This window comes from Streptomyces sp. NPDC048442, assembly GCF_040651475.1.
Lineage (GTDB): Bacteria > Actinomycetota > Actinomycetes > Streptomycetales > Streptomycetaceae > Streptomyces.
The window spans coordinates 59,254-74,695 of sequence record NZ_JBEZKB010000001.1; the positions used below are offsets into that span (position 1 = coordinate 59,254).

Sequence of the window (15,442 nt, forward strand, 5' to 3'; positions counted from 1 at the left end):
TCGGGTACAGAGGGGCGATGACCTGGATCATCACCACCGAAGACCCCCGCACCGCGGACGCGACCACACTTCGCCGCGACTACTACGACGAGGTCGCGAGCCGCTACTGGGAGCGCCCCGCCACGGAGCAGGAGATCGACGAGGGGCTGACCGACGACGGCACGGATCTGCTGGTGGAGCCGACCGGCACGTTCGTCGTCGGGCGCTACGAGGGCAAGCCGTCGGCGTGTGCCGGGATGGTGCTGCTCGACGCCGAACTGGCCGAGCTGACAAGGGTTTTCGTACGTCCCGAGGTGCGCGGCACGGGGGGCGGCGGGCAGTTGCTGAAGGCGGTCGAGGAGACCGCGCGCACGTACGGCGCCAAGCGTATCCAGCTCGACACCCGCAACGACCTGGTGGAGGCGCGCGGCCTGTACACCAAGCACGGCTACCGGGAGGTCGAGGCGCTCAACGCGAAGCAGTACGCGGAGCACTGGTTCGTGAAGGACCTGACGGAAGCCTGACGCCGCCCGCCCTCCGCTCTCCGCCTTCCGCCCTCCGTCCCCCGCCCTCCGCCCGCGCCCGGCGCCTCAGCGACCGAGCGGCGTTCTCCGCAGCTCCGCCGCCCCGGTCGGCCGTTCCGCGTCCGACCCGCACATCTCGCCGCTCAGCTGCTCGACGATCTCGGAGAGTTCGTCGTACCGCTCGGGCACCCACCAGTCGCCGAGCAGCTCCGCGAGGGACTCCTCGCGGGCCACCGCCAGCCGGTCGGCGACCATCGCGCCCCGGTCCGTCAGCAGCAGGGCGAGCCCCTCGCGCCTGGCCAGTCCGCGTTCCTCGGTCTGCCGCGCCGCCTCCCGGATCACTTCCGGGGGCACGGTGGTGCCTCCGGCCAGCAGCGCCGGCTGGACGAGCCCGCCCCGCCGCATCCGCAGCAGCAGCCAGCTCGTGGCGGGGAGGTGGTCGTACCCGGCCCGCGCGGTGATCTTCTCGTACGCGGCCCGGCGTCCGTCGCGGGTGCCCAGTACGGACAGCGCCCGCTCCACCTCGTCGTGCGAGGAGCGCTCGACCGGGTTGGAGGCGAGGGTCTGCGTCGTATCGGGGGCGGTGACGGAGCCGCGCAGCCTGTCCTCCTTGAGGAACCATGCGAGGACGAAGGCGACGAGGCCGACCGGGGCCGCGTACAGGAACACGTCGGTGATCGAGGAGGCGTACGCGTCGAGGACCTCGGGCCTCAGCACGGCCGGGAGCTCGGCGATCGCGCGCGGGTCGGACTCCAGGCGGGCGGCGTCGAGACCTGGCGGCAGCTGCTGCCCCGCCAGGGCCGCGGACAGTTTGCCGTCGAGCCGCCCCGTGAAGATCGTGCCGAAGATGGCGACGCCGAACGAGGCGCCGATCGACCGGAAGAAGGTCGCTCCGGACGTGGCCACGCCCAGGTCCTCGTACGGCACCGCGTTCTGCACGATCAGCACCAGGACCTGCATGACGAGGCCGAGCCCCGCGCCGAAGACGAAGAAGGCCAGGCTCATGTGCAGGGTGCTGCTGGTCGCGGTCAGCTGGTGCAGGAGGTACAGGCCGACGGTCGTGACGGCCGTACCGACGACGGGAAAGACCTTCCAGCGGCCGGTCCTGCTGACGATCTGCCCGGACCCCGTGGTGGAGATCAGCATGCCGAGCACCATCGGCAGCATGTGCACACCGGACATGGTCGGGCTGACGCCGTGCACGACCTGCAGGAACGTCGGGAGGTACGTCATCGCCCCGAACATCGCGAAGCCCACCACGAAGCTGATGACCGAGCTGAGCACGAAGGTGCGCACTGTGAACAGCCTGGGCGGAAGCACCGGCTCCGCCGCCCGCCTCTCCACGTGCACGAAGGCGGCGAGCACCACCACGGCCAGCACCCCGAGCCCGACGATCTGCGGCGACGACCACTCCCAGGTGGTGCCGCCGAGGGAGGCGATGAGGACGAGGCAGGTGGCGAGGGAGGCGATGAGGAAGGTGCCGAGGTAGTCGATGCGGTGCTTGGTGGAACGGACGGGGATGTGCAGGGCGGCGGAGATGACGACGAGGGCGACGACGGCGACGGGCAGGTTGATGTAGAAGACCCAGCGCCAGCTGAGGTGCTCGGTGAACAGCCCGCCGAGGAGCGGTCCGAGCACGCTGGTGGTGCCGAAGACGGCCCCGAAGAGCCCTTGGTACTTGCCGCGCTCGCGGGGAGCGACGATGTCGCCGACGATCGCCATGGCGAGCACCATCAGCCCGCCGCCGCCGAGTCCCTGCAGCGCCCGGAAGGCGATGAGCTGCGGCATGTTCTGCGCGATGCCGCAGAGCACGGAGCCGACGAGGAAGATGACGATGGCCGTCTGGAAGAGCTTCTTGCGCCCGTACTGGTCGCCGAGCTTGCCCCACAGCGGGGTCGCGGCGGTCGCGGCCAGCATGTACGCGGTCACCACCCACGAGAGGTGGTTCATGCCCCCGAGATCACTGACGATCGTCGGCAGCGCGGTCGACACGATGGTCTGGTCGAGGGCCGCCAGCAGCATGCCGAGCAGCAGCGCGCCGATGGAGACGAGCACCGCACGCTTCGGCTGCCCTACGCCGGGCACGGGAGCATGGGCCTGCGACGCCCCCTGACCCTGCCGTCCCGGGGGCTGCTGCGATTGCTGAGGCTGATGCGCCTGCCGATCCTCCTGAGCCATACCCCCATCCTGGTCGTTTTGTACGGATACGGCCTGCCGAGCGGACCCTCGCCCCGGACCTGACCATTGGGCCCCGGCGCCGGGGTCTGCATAATCGCTGGCAGTTCGAGGGAGGGGACCCCATGGAAAACGGACACCTATGTCCTGAATGCGGTACGGAACGGGCGGCACCGGACGGAAACAGACCCGGTCCGGGCGCCCCGACCTGCGACTGCGCCCAACGGGCCGCGGACGCACACCACGCGGAACGTACGGCGGCGATAGCCGACGCGGAGGACTTCAACCCCCTCCGCATCCGCCCGTACGTGAACCTGGGCCGCCCGGAGGAGGACACCCCACCGGACACCTCGACCCTTCCGGCATTCGAGGAGCGTCCGGGATCCGAGGAGCGCCCGGGATCCGAGGAGCGCCCGGGATCCGAGGAGCGCCCGGCATTTGAGGAGCGAGGAGCCGGGAGCAGAACACCGGGGACGGCACACCGGGCCCCTGGCACGCACCCGAGCCCAGGCACCACGCCCCCGAACCCAGGCACCGCACACCCGAGCCCAAGCACCGCCCACCCCGCCCCGGACGCCGCACACCCGGGCCCCGCCCCGGCCCCGCCCCCGGCTGCCACCCCGCCTTCCGGCCACACCATGCCGCTGCGCGCGGTCCCGGCCCCGTACTCCGACGGACCTGTCCCGCACGCAGGCGGACCTGTCCCGCACGCCGGCGAACCGGCCCCGTACACCGATGAGCCGGCCCGGTACACCACCGAAACGACCTCGTACGCCGGCGAGCCGGCCCCGTACTCCGACGAACCGCCCCGTCGCCGCCGAGGTCGCGGCATCGTCCTCCTCGCCGCCACGGCCGCCGCCGCGATCCTCACCGGCGCCGCCTTCGCCGTCGGCGCCTTCGACAGCGACACCGGCGGCACCCGCGCACTCCCCGCCGGCGGCACCCCGACCGCTGCGCCCACGCTGGTCACCGAGTCGAGCGCCGAGAGCACCCCGTCGCGCACCGCCTCCGCACCGGCCTCGCCGACCGCGACCGCGTCCCGCAGCGCACGCCCGACGCCGACGCGCACGACCCGCTCGGCGCCCCCCACGCACAAGGCGACACCTCCCCCGTCGAAGACTCCGACGGCCCCCGCGTCCTCGCCGGTCGCCCCGCCGCCGCCCGCGCCCCCGGCCAGTACGCTGCCGCCCGGCTCCCTCGCGCAGGGGTCCACCGGCCCGGACGTACGGGAGCTGCAGGACCGGCTGTCGCAGGTCTGGCTGTACCACGGCGCGCTGGACGGGCGCTACACCTCCCGCGTCACCTCCGCCGTCGCCTCGTATCAGTCGCGCATGGACATCGACGACGATCCGCAGGGCGTCTACGGCCCGGCGACCCGCGCCTCCCTGGAGGACTTCACCGAAGAGCCGTGACCAGCCCGGCGGCCTGCTCCGGGCCGGCCCGGCGCCCTGCTCCGGGCCGGCTCGGCGGCCGACCCGTGCCCCGCTCCGTGACTGGCCGCACGACCCGCCCGCGCCCCACTCCGTGACCCACCTCTCCTCCCGCACCACGCGGACGGGGTGGCGCGAGCCCCTCCTGTTTTGTATCGTGCAAGAACAAAGTGGTTCCGTCCGCGTACCCTGACCGGTGGACGGAACCGCTTGTTTCTTTCCGCAAGCCCGCGCCCCCAGCGCCCTGGAGTCCGACATGCCCAGCACCACCGTCCTGCCCTTCAAGGCCCTCCTCCTGGACATGGACGGCACGCTCGTCAACTCCGACGCCGTGGTCGAGCGCTGCTGGCGGCAGTGGGCGGTCGAGCACGGCCTGGACCCGGTCGAGGCGCTCAAGGTCGTCCACGGCCGGCAGGGCTACGCCACGATGGCGGTCCTCCTCCCGGACCGCCCGATGGAGCTCAACCACGCCGACAACAAGGTGATGCTTGCCAAGGAGACCGCCGACACCGACGGTGTCGTCCCGGTCCCCGGCGCCCCCGCCTTCATGGCCGCACTGGCGAACCTGCCGCACGCCCTGGTCACCTCCGCCGACGAGAAGCTGGCGCAGGCCCGGATGACGGCCGCCGCGCTGCCGATGCCGACGACCCGCGTGACCGCCGAGCTGGTCGGCGCGAGCAAGCCGGACCCGGAGGGCTTCCTCAAGGGCGCGGCCGAGCTGGGCTTCGACGCGGCCGACTGCATCGTCTTCGAGGACTCCGGCGCGGGCATCGCGGCGGGCAAGGCCGCCGGAATGCGTGTGCTGGGCATCGGCCCGCGCGCGGGCGCGCACGACCCGACGGCCCTGGTGGCGGACCTGACGCAGGTACGCATCGAGACCGCCCCGGACGGCACGACGGCCCTGCACATCACCGCCTGAACCCTGAACCCTGCACATCACCGCCTGAACCACCGCTTCCGTACGTCGAAGGGGCGGGCCGCAGTCCTCACTGCGGCCCGCCCCTTCGCCGTACCCTCGCCCGACCTCAGCCCGCGATCGCCTCGTACAGGCTGAACGCCGCCAGCGCCAGCATCAGACACGCCGCCACCTTGGTGATCAGCCGCAGCGGCACCCGCTTCATCAGCGCCTGGCCGCCGACGATGCCGAGGCCCGCGACGGCCCACAGCGCGAGGACCGCACCGATGCCGACCGACACCGGATTGTCGTAGCGGGCGGCCAGCGTCGCCGTCATGATCTGCGTGATGTCGCCGAACTCGGCGACCAGGATGAGCATGAAGCCCGCGCCGGAGACCTTCCAGAAGGACTGGTTCTGCGGCGGCTTGATCTCCTCGTCGTCATCGTCCTTCTTGAACAGGAGCACCAGCGCTCCCGCCAGGAACAGCACACCCACCACCGACTGCACCAGCCAGTGCGGCAGCAGGGTGAGCACGCTGCCCGCCGCGATGGCGAGGCAGACGTGGACGAGGAAGGCGGCGGCGACGCCCGCGAAGACGTAGCTCGCGCGGTAGCGGGTGCCGAGCATCAGCCCGGCGAGAGCCGTCTTGTCGGGGAGTTCGGCCAGGAACACGGTCCCGAAGGTGATGGCCATGACGGTGAGGCTGATCATGGAAGGGGTTTCCTCAATCGGTCGGGCTGCCCGAACCGAGAGACCTGAATGTTTTCGGGGTCGCTTCGGCACGACAGCGTCATCGAAAACATACGAGAACAACTGCGGCCGAAGGTCTCGCTGGCCGACGGGAACGATTCGTTCCCCTCTGCCTCCGGGCGCCGGCTGAGCGTGCTCAGCAGTATGTCGACGGTCCGGCGAAGAGCTACTCCCCTTCTGCTCCGAACAGGGTACGGGACGACCCCACCGGCATCGCAAGCCCAGCTCAGCACGGGCGCGGGAGCCGGTGCGGGTGCGGCCGTCAGTCCCTGTGCAGCTGCCCGCGCGCCACCAGCTCCAGCGTCCCGGCCACCGCCACCGCCTGCACCGCCAGCAGCGCCAGCAGCGCCAGCAGCGCCACCAGTACGAACAGCTGCACCGCCCCGGCCATGACCGGTGACGCCCCGCCGAGCAGCATCCCGACGAACGCCCCCGGCAGGGTGACCAGACCCACGGTCCTGGTCTGGTCGAGCCCCGGCAGCAGTGCGTCCGACGCGGCGGGCCTGGCCACCTCCAGCCGCGCCTCCCGGTCGAGCAGTCCGAGCGCGAGCCCCGCCTCCACCTCGCCGCGCCGCACCGTCAGCTCGTCCAGCGCACGCCGCCCGCCCAGCACCGTCGCGGTCAGCGCACCGCCGATGAGGATCCCGGTGACAGGGATCAGCGTGGTGCCGCTCGGCGGGACGAGCCCGGTGAGCAGCAGGGCCGCGACCACTGGCGCCACGGCGACCCCGTACATCAGCACCAGGAAGCCGCACCCCGGCGACCGCGACGTCCCGGCCCTGCCTGCGGGAGCCGTCGCCGGACAGCCGGGCGTACGCGACGACGGTGACCGCGAGGACGAGGAGTACGGCGAGGACGGCGCCGAGGGTGGCGTTGACGGGAAGCAGCGCGGGGGCGGACTGAGCGGCAGCGGACTGGGCGGCAGCGGACTGCACGGGCGTGGACTGGGCGGCAGCGGACTGTGCGAGAGCGGGCTGCACGGGCGTGGACTGGCCGAGGGCGGACTGGGCGGCAGTCACCGGGCAACCCTAAATACCCGTGCGTGTGCGTGCGGTGTCGGATCGTCGGGTTCGGTGAATGCCTTCGAACTCCTTGATATGACGTGCCCATGTCGCCACCCTGTTACCTGGCGCACGCCTCCCGGAAACCCGGTGTCGCCACGATGATCTGGCTGCGCGGGAGTTGACGGGACGCGCGGCTCAACTTCCCCCACAGCTCGGGAGTTCGCATGTCACGCCACGCCGCAGCACCGTCCGCAAAGTTCTACGCGCGTCGCACCACCGTCGCGATGGGCGCCGCCGCGCTCGCCGTCACCGGCCTGCTCGCCACTGCCCCGGGCGCGCTTGCCTCGCCGCCCCCGCCGGTCGACGCGGCCACCGCGCGCACCTACCTGGCCGCGCTGACCGTCGGGGCCGAAGGCAGTTCGGACGGCTACAGCCGGGACAAGTTCCCGCACTGGTCCACCCAGTCCGGCACCTGCAACACCCGCGAGGTCGTCCTGAAGCGGGACGGCAAGAACGTCGAGCAGGACAGCAGCTGTGCCGCTGTGAAGGGCAGTTGGTACTCGGAGTACGACGGGGCCACCTGGACGGCCGCCTCCGACCTGGACATCGACCACATGGTGCCGCTCGCCGAGGCGTGGCGCTCGGGCGCCAAGAACTGGACGACCGCCAACCGGCAGGCCTTCGCCAACGACCTCACCCGCCCGCAGCTCATCGCGGTCACCGACAACGTGAACCAGGCCAAGAGCGACAAGGACCCGGCCGAGTGGCTGCCGTCGCGGACCGCCTACCAGTGCACGTACGCGCAGATGTGGGTGCACGTGAAGCACTACTGGAAGCTGACCGTCGACCAGGCGGAGAAGTCGGCCCTGGAGGGCGTGCTCAAGACCTGCTGACCCCGGTTCGGAGAGCGTCAACGTCAAGTTGACCTGAGGAACTTCCCCGCTCCCCTCCGTCGTTCCGTACCGTACGGGCTGGCCCCGCACGGGGGACGACGGAGGAGGGCACATGACCGGGCTGCGCCTGGGACCAGTACTGAGGTACGTCGACTGGGAGGCCGGCGACGCCGCGACCGTCTGGGTGGAGACGGACCGCCCCTGCACGGCGGAGGTGGTGTGCGAGGAAGGCGGCGGCGGGACCGCGGAGACGTTCCAGATAGCCGGGCACCACTATGCGCTGATCCAGGTGACCGGACTGCGGCCGGGCAGCTCCACGCGGTACGAGGTGCGGCTCGGCGGCACGCAGGTGTGGCCGCTGCCGGACTCCGCTTTCCCTCCGAGCACCATCAACACCCGGCTGCCGCAGTCCGATTCGGCCCGGATCACCTTCGGTTCGTGCCGGTGGGCGGCGCCCGCGGAGGGCGAGAAGGACCCGGCGGGCCCCGACGCGCTGGACACCCTCGCCGCCCGGCTCGCCAAGAGCCCGGAGGGTACGGAGGGTACGGACACCGCGCGCCCCGATGTGCTGCTGCTGCTCGGCGACCAGGTGTACGCGGACGAGATCTCCAAGGCCACCCGCCGCTGGCTGGCCGCCCGCCGCGATCTGCGCGAGCCGCCCGGCGTGGAGGTCGCGGACTACGAGGAGTACACCCGCCTCTACTACGAGTCCTGGCTCGACCCCGAGGTGCGCTGGCTCCTCTCCACCGTCCCCACGTGCATGATCTTCGATGATCACGATGTGATCGACGATTGGAACACCAGCGCCTCCTGGGTCGCCGACATGCGCGCCACCCCGTGGTGGCAGGAGCGCATCCTCAGCGGCCTGATGTCGTACTGGGTCTACCAGCACCTGGGCAACCTCTCCCCCGCCGAGCTGGCCGCCGACGAGCTGTACGCGGCGGTGCGCGCCGCCCCGGACGGCACGGACACCCTGCGGCAGTTCGCCGCCCGCGCGGACCAGGACCCGGCCTGCGTGCGCTGGAGCTACCGGCGCGACTTCGGTTCCGTACGACTGCTGATGGTGGACACCCGGGCGGCGCGGGTCCTGAAGGAGGGCGCGCGGGCGATGCTCGACGAGGACGAGGCACGCTGGCTCGCCGACCAGGCGCTGGACGATTCCCGCCCGTTCGACCACCTGCTGATCGGGACCTCGCTGCCGTGGCTGCTGCCGCCGCTGATCCACGACGCGGAGGGGTGGAACGCGGCGCTGGCAGCAGGGGCCCGGGGCGACAGGTGGGCGCGGTTCGCGGAGGACCTGCGCAGGCGCTCGGACCTGGAGCACTGGGCGGCGTTCCCCGCGTCCTTCGACCGGCTGGCGCGGCTGATCGCGGAGGTCGGCAGCGGTCCCGGCGCCCCGGCGACGATCTGCGTGCTGTCGGGCGACGTGCACCACGCGTACGTCGCGGAGCCGACCCGGTGGCCGGACGAGGTACACCCCGGCGCGGCCCGGGTGTACCAGCTGACCTGCTCGCCGGTGCACAACGGCATCCCGTCGTCGATCAAGCTCGGGTTCCGCTTCGGCTGGAGCGCGACCGGGCAGCGGCTGGGGCGCCGACTGGCGCGGCACGGACGGCTGGCGGAGCCGCTGATGAAGTGGCGGCGGACGGGCGGGCCCTGGTTCGGGAACCAGCTGATGACGCTGACCCTTCGCGGGCGCGCGGCCCAGCTGCGGCTGGACCAGGCACAACGGCCGCGCGGTGGCCGGCAGGGAGACGGGAAGGCCCGACTGGTGACGGCCATGACCACAAATCTGACACATGAATGACACAACTAGGGCAACTACCGCAAGAAAGGCGCCACTTGGGGACCAATTTCGGCCATGACTGGAATGTTGAACTTGCAAGTACAGTGAGGCTTACCTAACCTCCTGAGAATCGCAGGTCTCTTCGGGCTGCGTCCCCATCAGGCCCTCCCCAGGCCTCCACCGAAGGAGTCCCCCACTCATGACCGCTCCCTCCGCACAGCCATCGGCATCCTCCGCCGCCCCCGCGCAGTCCTCCGCCTCCGGGCAGTCGCCGCTCGCCGCCCTCTCCGCGCGGCTGACGGATTCCAGGCCGTACGCCCTCGCCCTGTTCCGCATCGTCACCGGTCTGCTCTTCGCCTGCCACGGCGCCGCCTCGCTCTTCGGCGTACTGGGCGGCGCAGGCGGCACCGGCGCGACCGCCACCGCGGGCGCCTGGCCGAGCTGGTACGCGGCGGTGATCCAGCTGGTCGGTGGAGCCCTGGTGGCGCTCGGCCTGTTCACCAGGACGTCGGCACTGGTCTCCTCGGGCTCGATGGCGTACGCGTACTTCGTGGTGCACCAGCCGGAGGCGCTGTGGCCGATGCAGAACGGCGGCGAGGCGTCGGCGATGTTCTGCTGGACGTTCCTGCTGCTGGTCTTCACCGGGCCCGGCGCGGCGGCGGTCGACGGACTGCTGGCGGCGCGGCGCGGGCAGCAGCCGGGCGCGACGCAGGGGAAGCAGCGGGTGGCGGCGTCCGCCTGAGGCTGCTTCTGTACGGCATTCCCGTACGAAACTCCCGTAGGAAAGGGGGTGTTCGGACCGCTCCGCTCGGCGGCCCGAACACCCCCTTTCTGAATTCCCTCTTTCCGCACTCCCCTTGCCGCTCGGCTCTGAATTCCCTCTTCCCGAACTCCCCTTGCCGCTCGGCTCACTTCACGCCGGTACGGAAGTTGCCGAACGGCACCGTGAAGCAGCCGACCCGCTCGCCCGCGCCGCCCTGCTCGCGGTGCAGGACCACGGAGTTGGCCTTGCCCTCGGGGAGCCCCCAGGTGTGGTGCGCGGTCGCCTTCGCGCTGCCGGACCCGTCGGTGGTGAGGTCGAGCCACACCTCGTTGTCCGGGTTGACCAGCTTGGGGTCCTTGACGTGCTGGTAGTGCATCCCGGCCGCCTTGGGATCGACGCCGCACGCCTTCTCGTGCACATGCATTCCGAACGCGTGGTGCGGCCCGAGCCCCTTCACCTTGACGGTCACCGTCGTCCCGTGCCGGTCGGCCTTCTGCTGGACCTGTATCCAGCCCCCGGCCGGCACCAGCGCCTGGTCGTACGTGACGGCCGCCGACGGCACAAAGGCCGAGGCCGGGGCGAAGCGTCCGTCGACCGTGAGGCCCTGGCCGTCGCCACCTCTGCTGCCACCTCTGCTGCTGCCGCCACTGCTGCTGCCGCCACCCTCTGCGTACGCGGCCGAAGCCGTCCCGACCGTTCCGGCGAGCAGTGCGGCTGCCGCCACCGCTCCCACGGCCCGCACGCGCCTGCGCACCCGAATCCGCTTCCGCACCCGAATCCGACCGGTCATGATGACTCCTCCGTCTTGCCCCCTGGGTGTCCCCCGGCCCCGTCACCCGCCCCCGTCCTCGCCCTCGCCCTCGCCACCCACACTCCGCGCACCCCGGGGCACCGTCGCACCGAATGCGGCAATCGGGTGAAACGTGACCGCGGTCATAGCGCCGACGTGATCTCCCCGACATCAGGCTTATCGGGCGTTAACACCACTCCCACCAGGCGTAAGGTGGATCGCTGTGAAGCCGCCCCTGCCGCTCCCCTATGCGACGTCGCGGCGTTGTTTTCCATAGCCGGGGAGTTCGCAGTGCTGGAGAGTCTGGGGTCACTGACCGCCGGTCCGTGGATATACGCCGTCGTGGGCGTCTCGATCGTGTTGGACGTATTCGTCCCGATCCTGCCGAGCGGTGTTCTGGTGATCACCGCGGCCACCGCCGCAGCGGCGGGCGCGACCAACGCCACCGTCCCGGACTCGTTCGCCCAGGACATGCCCGAGCTGCTCCTGCTGGCCCTGTGTGCGGCGACCGCCTCGCTGCTCGGCGACCTGGTGGCGTACCGGCTGGCCTGGCGCGGCGGCGCCCGGCTGGACCGGGCAATCTCCCGCTCGCGCCGCCTGTCGGCAGCGCAGGAACGTCTCGGCACCGCACTCACCAAGGGCGGCGGCATCCTGGTCGTCGTCGCGCGCTTCGCCCCGGCCGGCCGCTCGGTGGTGTCGCTGGGCGCGGGCGCGGCCCACCGCAGGGCGAAGGAATTCGTCCCCTGGTCGGCGCTGGCGGGCGTGGCCTGGGCGCTCTACAGCGTGAGCCTGGGCTACTTCGGCGGCCAGTGGCTGGGCGCGGGGTGGATCAGCACCGGAATCTCGGTGCTGGCACTGACCGTCGCGGGAGTCCTCGCGGCCTACGTCGTACGCCGCCCGCGCACTTCAAGTCCGGCCAGCAACCTGGCCGTTGCCTCGGCCACCTCCCCCACTGCCTGATCGAAAACCTCCTTGTTGTGCGCGGCCGGGGCCCGGAACCCGGAGACCTTCCGCACGTACTGCAACGCGGCGGCGGCGATCTCCTCCTCCGTGGCCTCTTCCGGGATCGCGGGCGGTCGAAGCGTCTTGATACTGCGGCACATACGACAACGGTAGCCACCGCCACTGACAACGGCCCGCCCGTACGGGGAGTCCCCGGCTCAGCAACGCGTCCCGACTGCGGCGAGACGTCGTTGGATTCGGCTCGGGCATCCACGGAGGCACGGACGGAGGCGGAGATGTTGCTGCCCTGATCACCCGAGGAGAGGCTGAGCGGAGCGTCACCGGGCCTCATTGAGCGCGGACCGGACCGCGCCGGTCGTGGTGAACGTAAGGAGCAGGTGCGATGAGGGTCATGCTGAGAGCCCATCTGGACACCCCAATCTCGAACGAGGCAGTCAAGAACGGCACACTGCCGCAAATCATGCAGTCGATGGCCGAACGGCTCAAGCCCGAGGCAGCCTACTTCGGCCCCAGCGAGGGCGGGCGGACCTGCACCTTCGTCTTCGACATGCAGGACAGTTCACAGCTACCCGCCATCGCGGAGCCGCTCCTGGACGGACTCGGCGCGAAGATCGAGATCCAGCCGGTGATGAACAGCGAAGACCTGCAGAAGGGCATTGCCGCGCTGCGGCAGGGCTGACCTCGTCGACGGTCGGGCCAGTGGCGCGGCGCCGAGAAGCCGCCGCCAAAAGATCAAGGCCCAGGCATCCGGATTCACACCGGTTGACCTGGGCCTTTGTCATGTCCTGGGCTGGTGGGCGCGGACGGTTTCGAACCGCCGACATCCGCCTTGTAAGGGCGGCGCTCTACCCCTGAGCTACGCGCCCGGGCATGAGGCAACAGCGTACATGGCCAGGGGGGCACCTCCGCAATCCAGATCAGGGGCGTGTGCTGGTCAGGAGAGGATCCGGGCTCAAGCGGGGAGGCGACCCGGGGGTCGGAGCGGGGTCGGAGCGGAGCCGGAGCGGGGGTTATCCCCACCCCTGATGCGGTGGACGGCCGGATCGTGCGGGGCGATCCCCGGTTTCTATCGTGGGGGCACACCGACCGCACGCAACAGGGGGAACAATCACCATGGCAGTCCGGACCGTACGCAGGACCCGCACGCTTCTCGCCGTGGGCGGGGCCGTTCTCGTCGCGCTGGCCGCCACCGGTTGCGGCAGCACAGACACCTCGGACGCGCCGGTGGAAAAGAAGAACTTCGCGTTCAGCGGCAAGGCCCTGACCATCAAGTCCGACAACTCCGCCCTCGAACTGGTTCCGGCCGACGTCAAGGAGATCCAGGTCGAGCGGCAGGTGGACGGGTGGGTGTTCCTCGGAAACGGCCCCGACCCCGTGTGGAAGATCGACGGGGACACCCTGACGCTGAAGGTGAACTGCTCGGGCATCGCCGCGAACTGCGAGGCCCGGCACTCGGTGAAGGTACCGCGCGACATCGCGCTCACGGTGGACAACGACAACGGGCGCGTGCAGGCGACCGGCTTCGACACCGACCTGAGGGTGAAGACGGACAACGGCGAGGTCCACCTCAAGGACATGAGCGGCAGCAAGCTCGACCTGGAGAGCGACAACGGGGAGATCGAGGGCGAGGGAATCTCCGCGAAGTCCGTGCACGCCAAGACCGACAACGGGCAGGTCAAGCTGAATTTCAGCGCCGTACCGAACCTGGTGGACGGCAACAGCAGCAACGGCGCGATCCACCTCGGGCTGCCGAAGTCGACGTACCGGGTCGACACGTCGAGTGACAACGGCAAGATCACGGTGGACGTGCCGAAGGCCGACAGCAGCACCCATGTGGTGAAGGCCCGCACCAACAACGGAGAAATCACTCTCCAAAGCGTGAACTAACCGACCCGTGTGTTCGTCATTACCTGGTGGGACAATGAACAGGCCGGGCCAGGCAGGCGGACACAGCACGGGAGAGGGATGTGACGGCGACAGACGCGCAGCCGTACACGCAGCGAGTACGCCGTCGGGCACACCGTCATCCTGATCCGGGACCGGGGCTGGGACCGTCTGCTGCGCCTTCCGACACGTCCGGTCCGGGCCCGTGTACGCATGTTCCGGCCTCGTGCTCGTCTGCTCCGGGCCCGGGTACGCAGGCGAAACCTCGCGGCGTCCGCGACGCACTGACTCTGATGCTGCTGCCCGCAGCCCTCCTCCCCCTCTGCCTCGCCTCCTTCGCGGGTGGCGGCACCCGGCGCTGGTTCGGCGGACGCAGCGAGAGCGCGCGGGCCGACGCGCAGGCGGCGAAGGACGCGGCAGCGGCCGCGTTCTACGAGCTGGACACCGCGCAGCGGGATCTGCGGATCTCGATCGAGACGATCTCCGCGGTGGACAGCTCGCCGGGCGCCCAGCGCACAGCGGCGCAGTTCGCGACGCTCGGGCAGCGCATCGACGAGGTCTCGCACACCTACATCACCGCCGTCGACGCCCACGACCTGGAGCGCGACGACCTCGACACCGGCGAGGCGTCACGGGCGCGGACCGACCTGGGCAAGGCCAAGGACGAGCTGGTACGGGTCAAGGGTGAGCTGGACCGGTTCTCGCAGAGTCTCGGACCGCTGCTCGACAAGGCGGAGACTCAGCTCGCCAGGCTGGCCCCTGCGGTCGAGCGGGCCAGGCAGTCCCTCCTCGCCGCGAGCAACGCACTGGATGCGGTACGGGCCGCGGGCCTGCGCGCGGACGACCTCGCGGCACGCCTCGCCGCTCTCGCCCCCGAGCTGACCAGACTCAACCAGGGCGCCGGACAGCACGGCGTGCCCGAGACGCTGGCGCGCGCGGAGAAGGTGATGCACGACTCCGAAGCCGTACGGGCCGAGGCGGCGCGGCTGCCGGAACGGGCTGCGGAGATCGACAAACGCCTGGTCTCGCTGCGCACCAGGGCGCAAGCCCTCACCACCCGCGCCGGCAAGGTCGACCCTGTACTGAGCGAGCTGCGCCGCCGCTTCACCGCCGCGTGCTGGCAGGACCTCCAGCAGGTCCCGGCCGAGGCCGCGGAGAACGTACGCCTGGCGGAACAGCGCCTCAAGGAGGCGTCGAAGGCCCGCGACGAACAGCGCTGGCCGGACGCAACGTCCTTGCTCAGTACGGTACGAGCCCTCCTCAACGGCACCGACGAAGCCGTCTCGGCGGCGTCCGACCGTCTCCAGCGCCTGAACGCGGTGTCCAAGGACCCGCAACAGGAAATCCAGCGCACCCGCTTCGCCATCCGCGACGCCCAGCGCCTGGCGATGGCCGGCCGCAACACCCCCGACCCGCGCCACGCCCGCCCCCTGGACGACGCGGTGGCCCGCCTGGACCGCGCCATCACCGCTCTTGAGGGCCGCCACCCCGACTACTGGCACTTCCTCACGGAGACAGAAGCAGTCCGCCACACAGTCACCCGAGTAGTAACCGAAATCCGCGACCAACGAGGCACCACGACCTAGCCCCCAGCCCGGAGCCCTC

14 protein-coding genes, 1 tRNA gene and 1 pseudogene are annotated in these 15,442 nt (G+C 71.0%); 10 read left to right on the forward strand and 6 right to left on the reverse strand.

Going from position 1 to position 15,442, the window contains the following annotated elements:
• Positions 1–17 precede the first annotated feature (17 nt).
• On the forward strand, positions 18–503 hold the full coding sequence (locus AB0D18_RS00300) for a GNAT family N-acetyltransferase (protein ID WP_362410305.1): 486 nt from the start codon (positions 18–20) through the stop codon (positions 501–503).
• Between the two features lie 66 nt (positions 504–569).
• Here AB0D18_RS00300 and AB0D18_RS00305 read toward each other — a convergent pair whose 3' ends face one another.
• The gene (locus AB0D18_RS00305; RefSeq protein ID WP_362410308.1) at positions 570–2,588 is read right to left on the reverse strand and encodes an MDR family MFS transporter; all 2,019 of its coding nucleotides are present in this window, start codon (positions 2,586–2,588) and stop codon (positions 570–572) included.
• 728 nt (positions 2,589–3,316) lie between these two features.
• Here AB0D18_RS00305 and AB0D18_RS00310 point away from each other — a divergent pair.
• Positions 3,317–4,090: a peptidoglycan-binding protein gene (locus tag AB0D18_RS00310; protein ID WP_362410311.1), complete on the forward strand. Its 774-nt coding sequence runs from the start codon at positions 3,317–3,319 to the stop codon at positions 4,088–4,090.
• A gap of 274 nt (positions 4,091–4,364) precedes the next feature.
• Complete coding sequence (locus AB0D18_RS00315; protein WP_362410314.1) at positions 4,365–5,027, forward strand: HAD-IA family hydrolase; 663 nt, start codon at positions 4,365–4,367, stop codon at positions 5,025–5,027.
• A 106-nt stretch (positions 5,028–5,133) separates the two neighbouring features.
• On the opposite strand, the gene AB0D18_RS00320 is transcribed toward AB0D18_RS00315, so the two are convergent.
• Entirely contained in the window at positions 5,134–5,715 is a 582-nt protein-coding gene (locus tag AB0D18_RS00320; protein WP_362410317.1) for a TMEM165/GDT1 family protein, read from the reverse strand.
• Positions 5,716–6,016: 301 nt separating this feature from the next.
• Positions 6,017–6,641: pseudogene (locus AB0D18_RS00325) on the reverse strand (ABC transporter permease).
• 341 nt (positions 6,642–6,982) lie between these two features.
• Between AB0D18_RS00325 and AB0D18_RS00330 the strand changes: the two are divergent.
• From AB0D18_RS00330 to AB0D18_RS00340, 3 genes are all read left to right on the forward strand, one after another.
• Positions 6,983–7,651: an HNH endonuclease family protein gene (locus AB0D18_RS00330; protein ID WP_362410320.1), complete on the forward strand. Its 669-nt coding sequence runs from the start codon at positions 6,983–6,985 to the stop codon at positions 7,649–7,651.
• Between the two features lie 112 nt (positions 7,652–7,763).
• Complete coding sequence (locus AB0D18_RS00335; RefSeq protein ID WP_362410323.1) at positions 7,764–9,458, forward strand: alkaline phosphatase D family protein; 1,695 nt, start codon at positions 7,764–7,766, stop codon at positions 9,456–9,458.
• 178 nt (positions 9,459–9,636) lie between these two features.
• Positions 9,637–10,179, forward strand: a complete 543-nt coding sequence (locus AB0D18_RS00340) for a DoxX family protein (protein WP_362410326.1) — start codon at positions 9,637–9,639, stop codon at positions 10,177–10,179.
• A 166-nt stretch (positions 10,180–10,345) separates the two neighbouring features.
• On the opposite strand, the gene AB0D18_RS00345 is transcribed toward AB0D18_RS00340, so the two are convergent.
• On the reverse strand, positions 10,346–10,990 hold the full coding sequence (locus AB0D18_RS00345; RefSeq protein ID WP_362410329.1) for a superoxide dismutase family protein: 645 nt from the start codon (positions 10,988–10,990) through the stop codon (positions 10,346–10,348).
• A gap of 291 nt (positions 10,991–11,281) precedes the next feature.
• Here AB0D18_RS00345 and AB0D18_RS00350 point away from each other — a divergent pair, with 291 nt between their 5' ends.
• Positions 11,282–11,950: a VTT domain-containing protein gene (locus AB0D18_RS00350; RefSeq protein ID WP_362410332.1), complete on the forward strand. Its 669-nt coding sequence runs from the start codon at positions 11,282–11,284 to the stop codon at positions 11,948–11,950.
• On the opposite strand, the gene AB0D18_RS00355 is transcribed toward AB0D18_RS00350, so the two are convergent.
• Positions 11,872–12,093 (reverse strand): DUF2277 domain-containing protein, encoded by a 222-nt coding sequence (locus AB0D18_RS00355; RefSeq protein ID WP_362410335.1) that lies wholly within the window; start codon positions 12,091–12,093, stop codon positions 11,872–11,874. The two genes, AB0D18_RS00350 and AB0D18_RS00355, sit on opposite strands and share 79 nt — an antisense overlap.
• A gap of 242 nt (positions 12,094–12,335) precedes the next feature.
• On the opposite strand from AB0D18_RS00355, the gene AB0D18_RS00360 reads away from it, so the two are divergent.
• Positions 12,336–12,632 (forward strand): DUF3303 family protein, encoded by a 297-nt coding sequence (locus AB0D18_RS00360; protein ID WP_362410338.1) that lies wholly within the window; start codon positions 12,336–12,338, stop codon positions 12,630–12,632.
• A gap of 112 nt (positions 12,633–12,744) precedes the next feature.
• Here AB0D18_RS00360 and AB0D18_RS00365 read toward each other — a convergent pair.
• Positions 12,745–12,819: transfer RNA gene (locus AB0D18_RS00365), tRNA-Val, on the reverse strand.
• Between the two features lie 247 nt (positions 12,820–13,066).
• Here AB0D18_RS00365 and AB0D18_RS00370 point away from each other — a divergent pair.
• Together AB0D18_RS00370 and AB0D18_RS00375 are read left to right on the forward strand one after the other, a co-directional pair.
• Positions 13,067–13,840, forward strand: coding sequence for a DUF4097 family beta strand repeat-containing protein (locus AB0D18_RS00370; RefSeq protein WP_362410341.1), 774 nt, complete (start codon positions 13,067–13,069; stop codon positions 13,838–13,840).
• A gap of 80 nt (positions 13,841–13,920) precedes the next feature.
• Positions 13,921–15,423, forward strand: a complete 1,503-nt coding sequence (locus AB0D18_RS00375) for a hypothetical protein (RefSeq protein WP_362410344.1) — start codon at positions 13,921–13,923, stop codon at positions 15,421–15,423.
• The last annotated feature ends 19 nt before the right edge of the window (positions 15,424–15,442 follow it).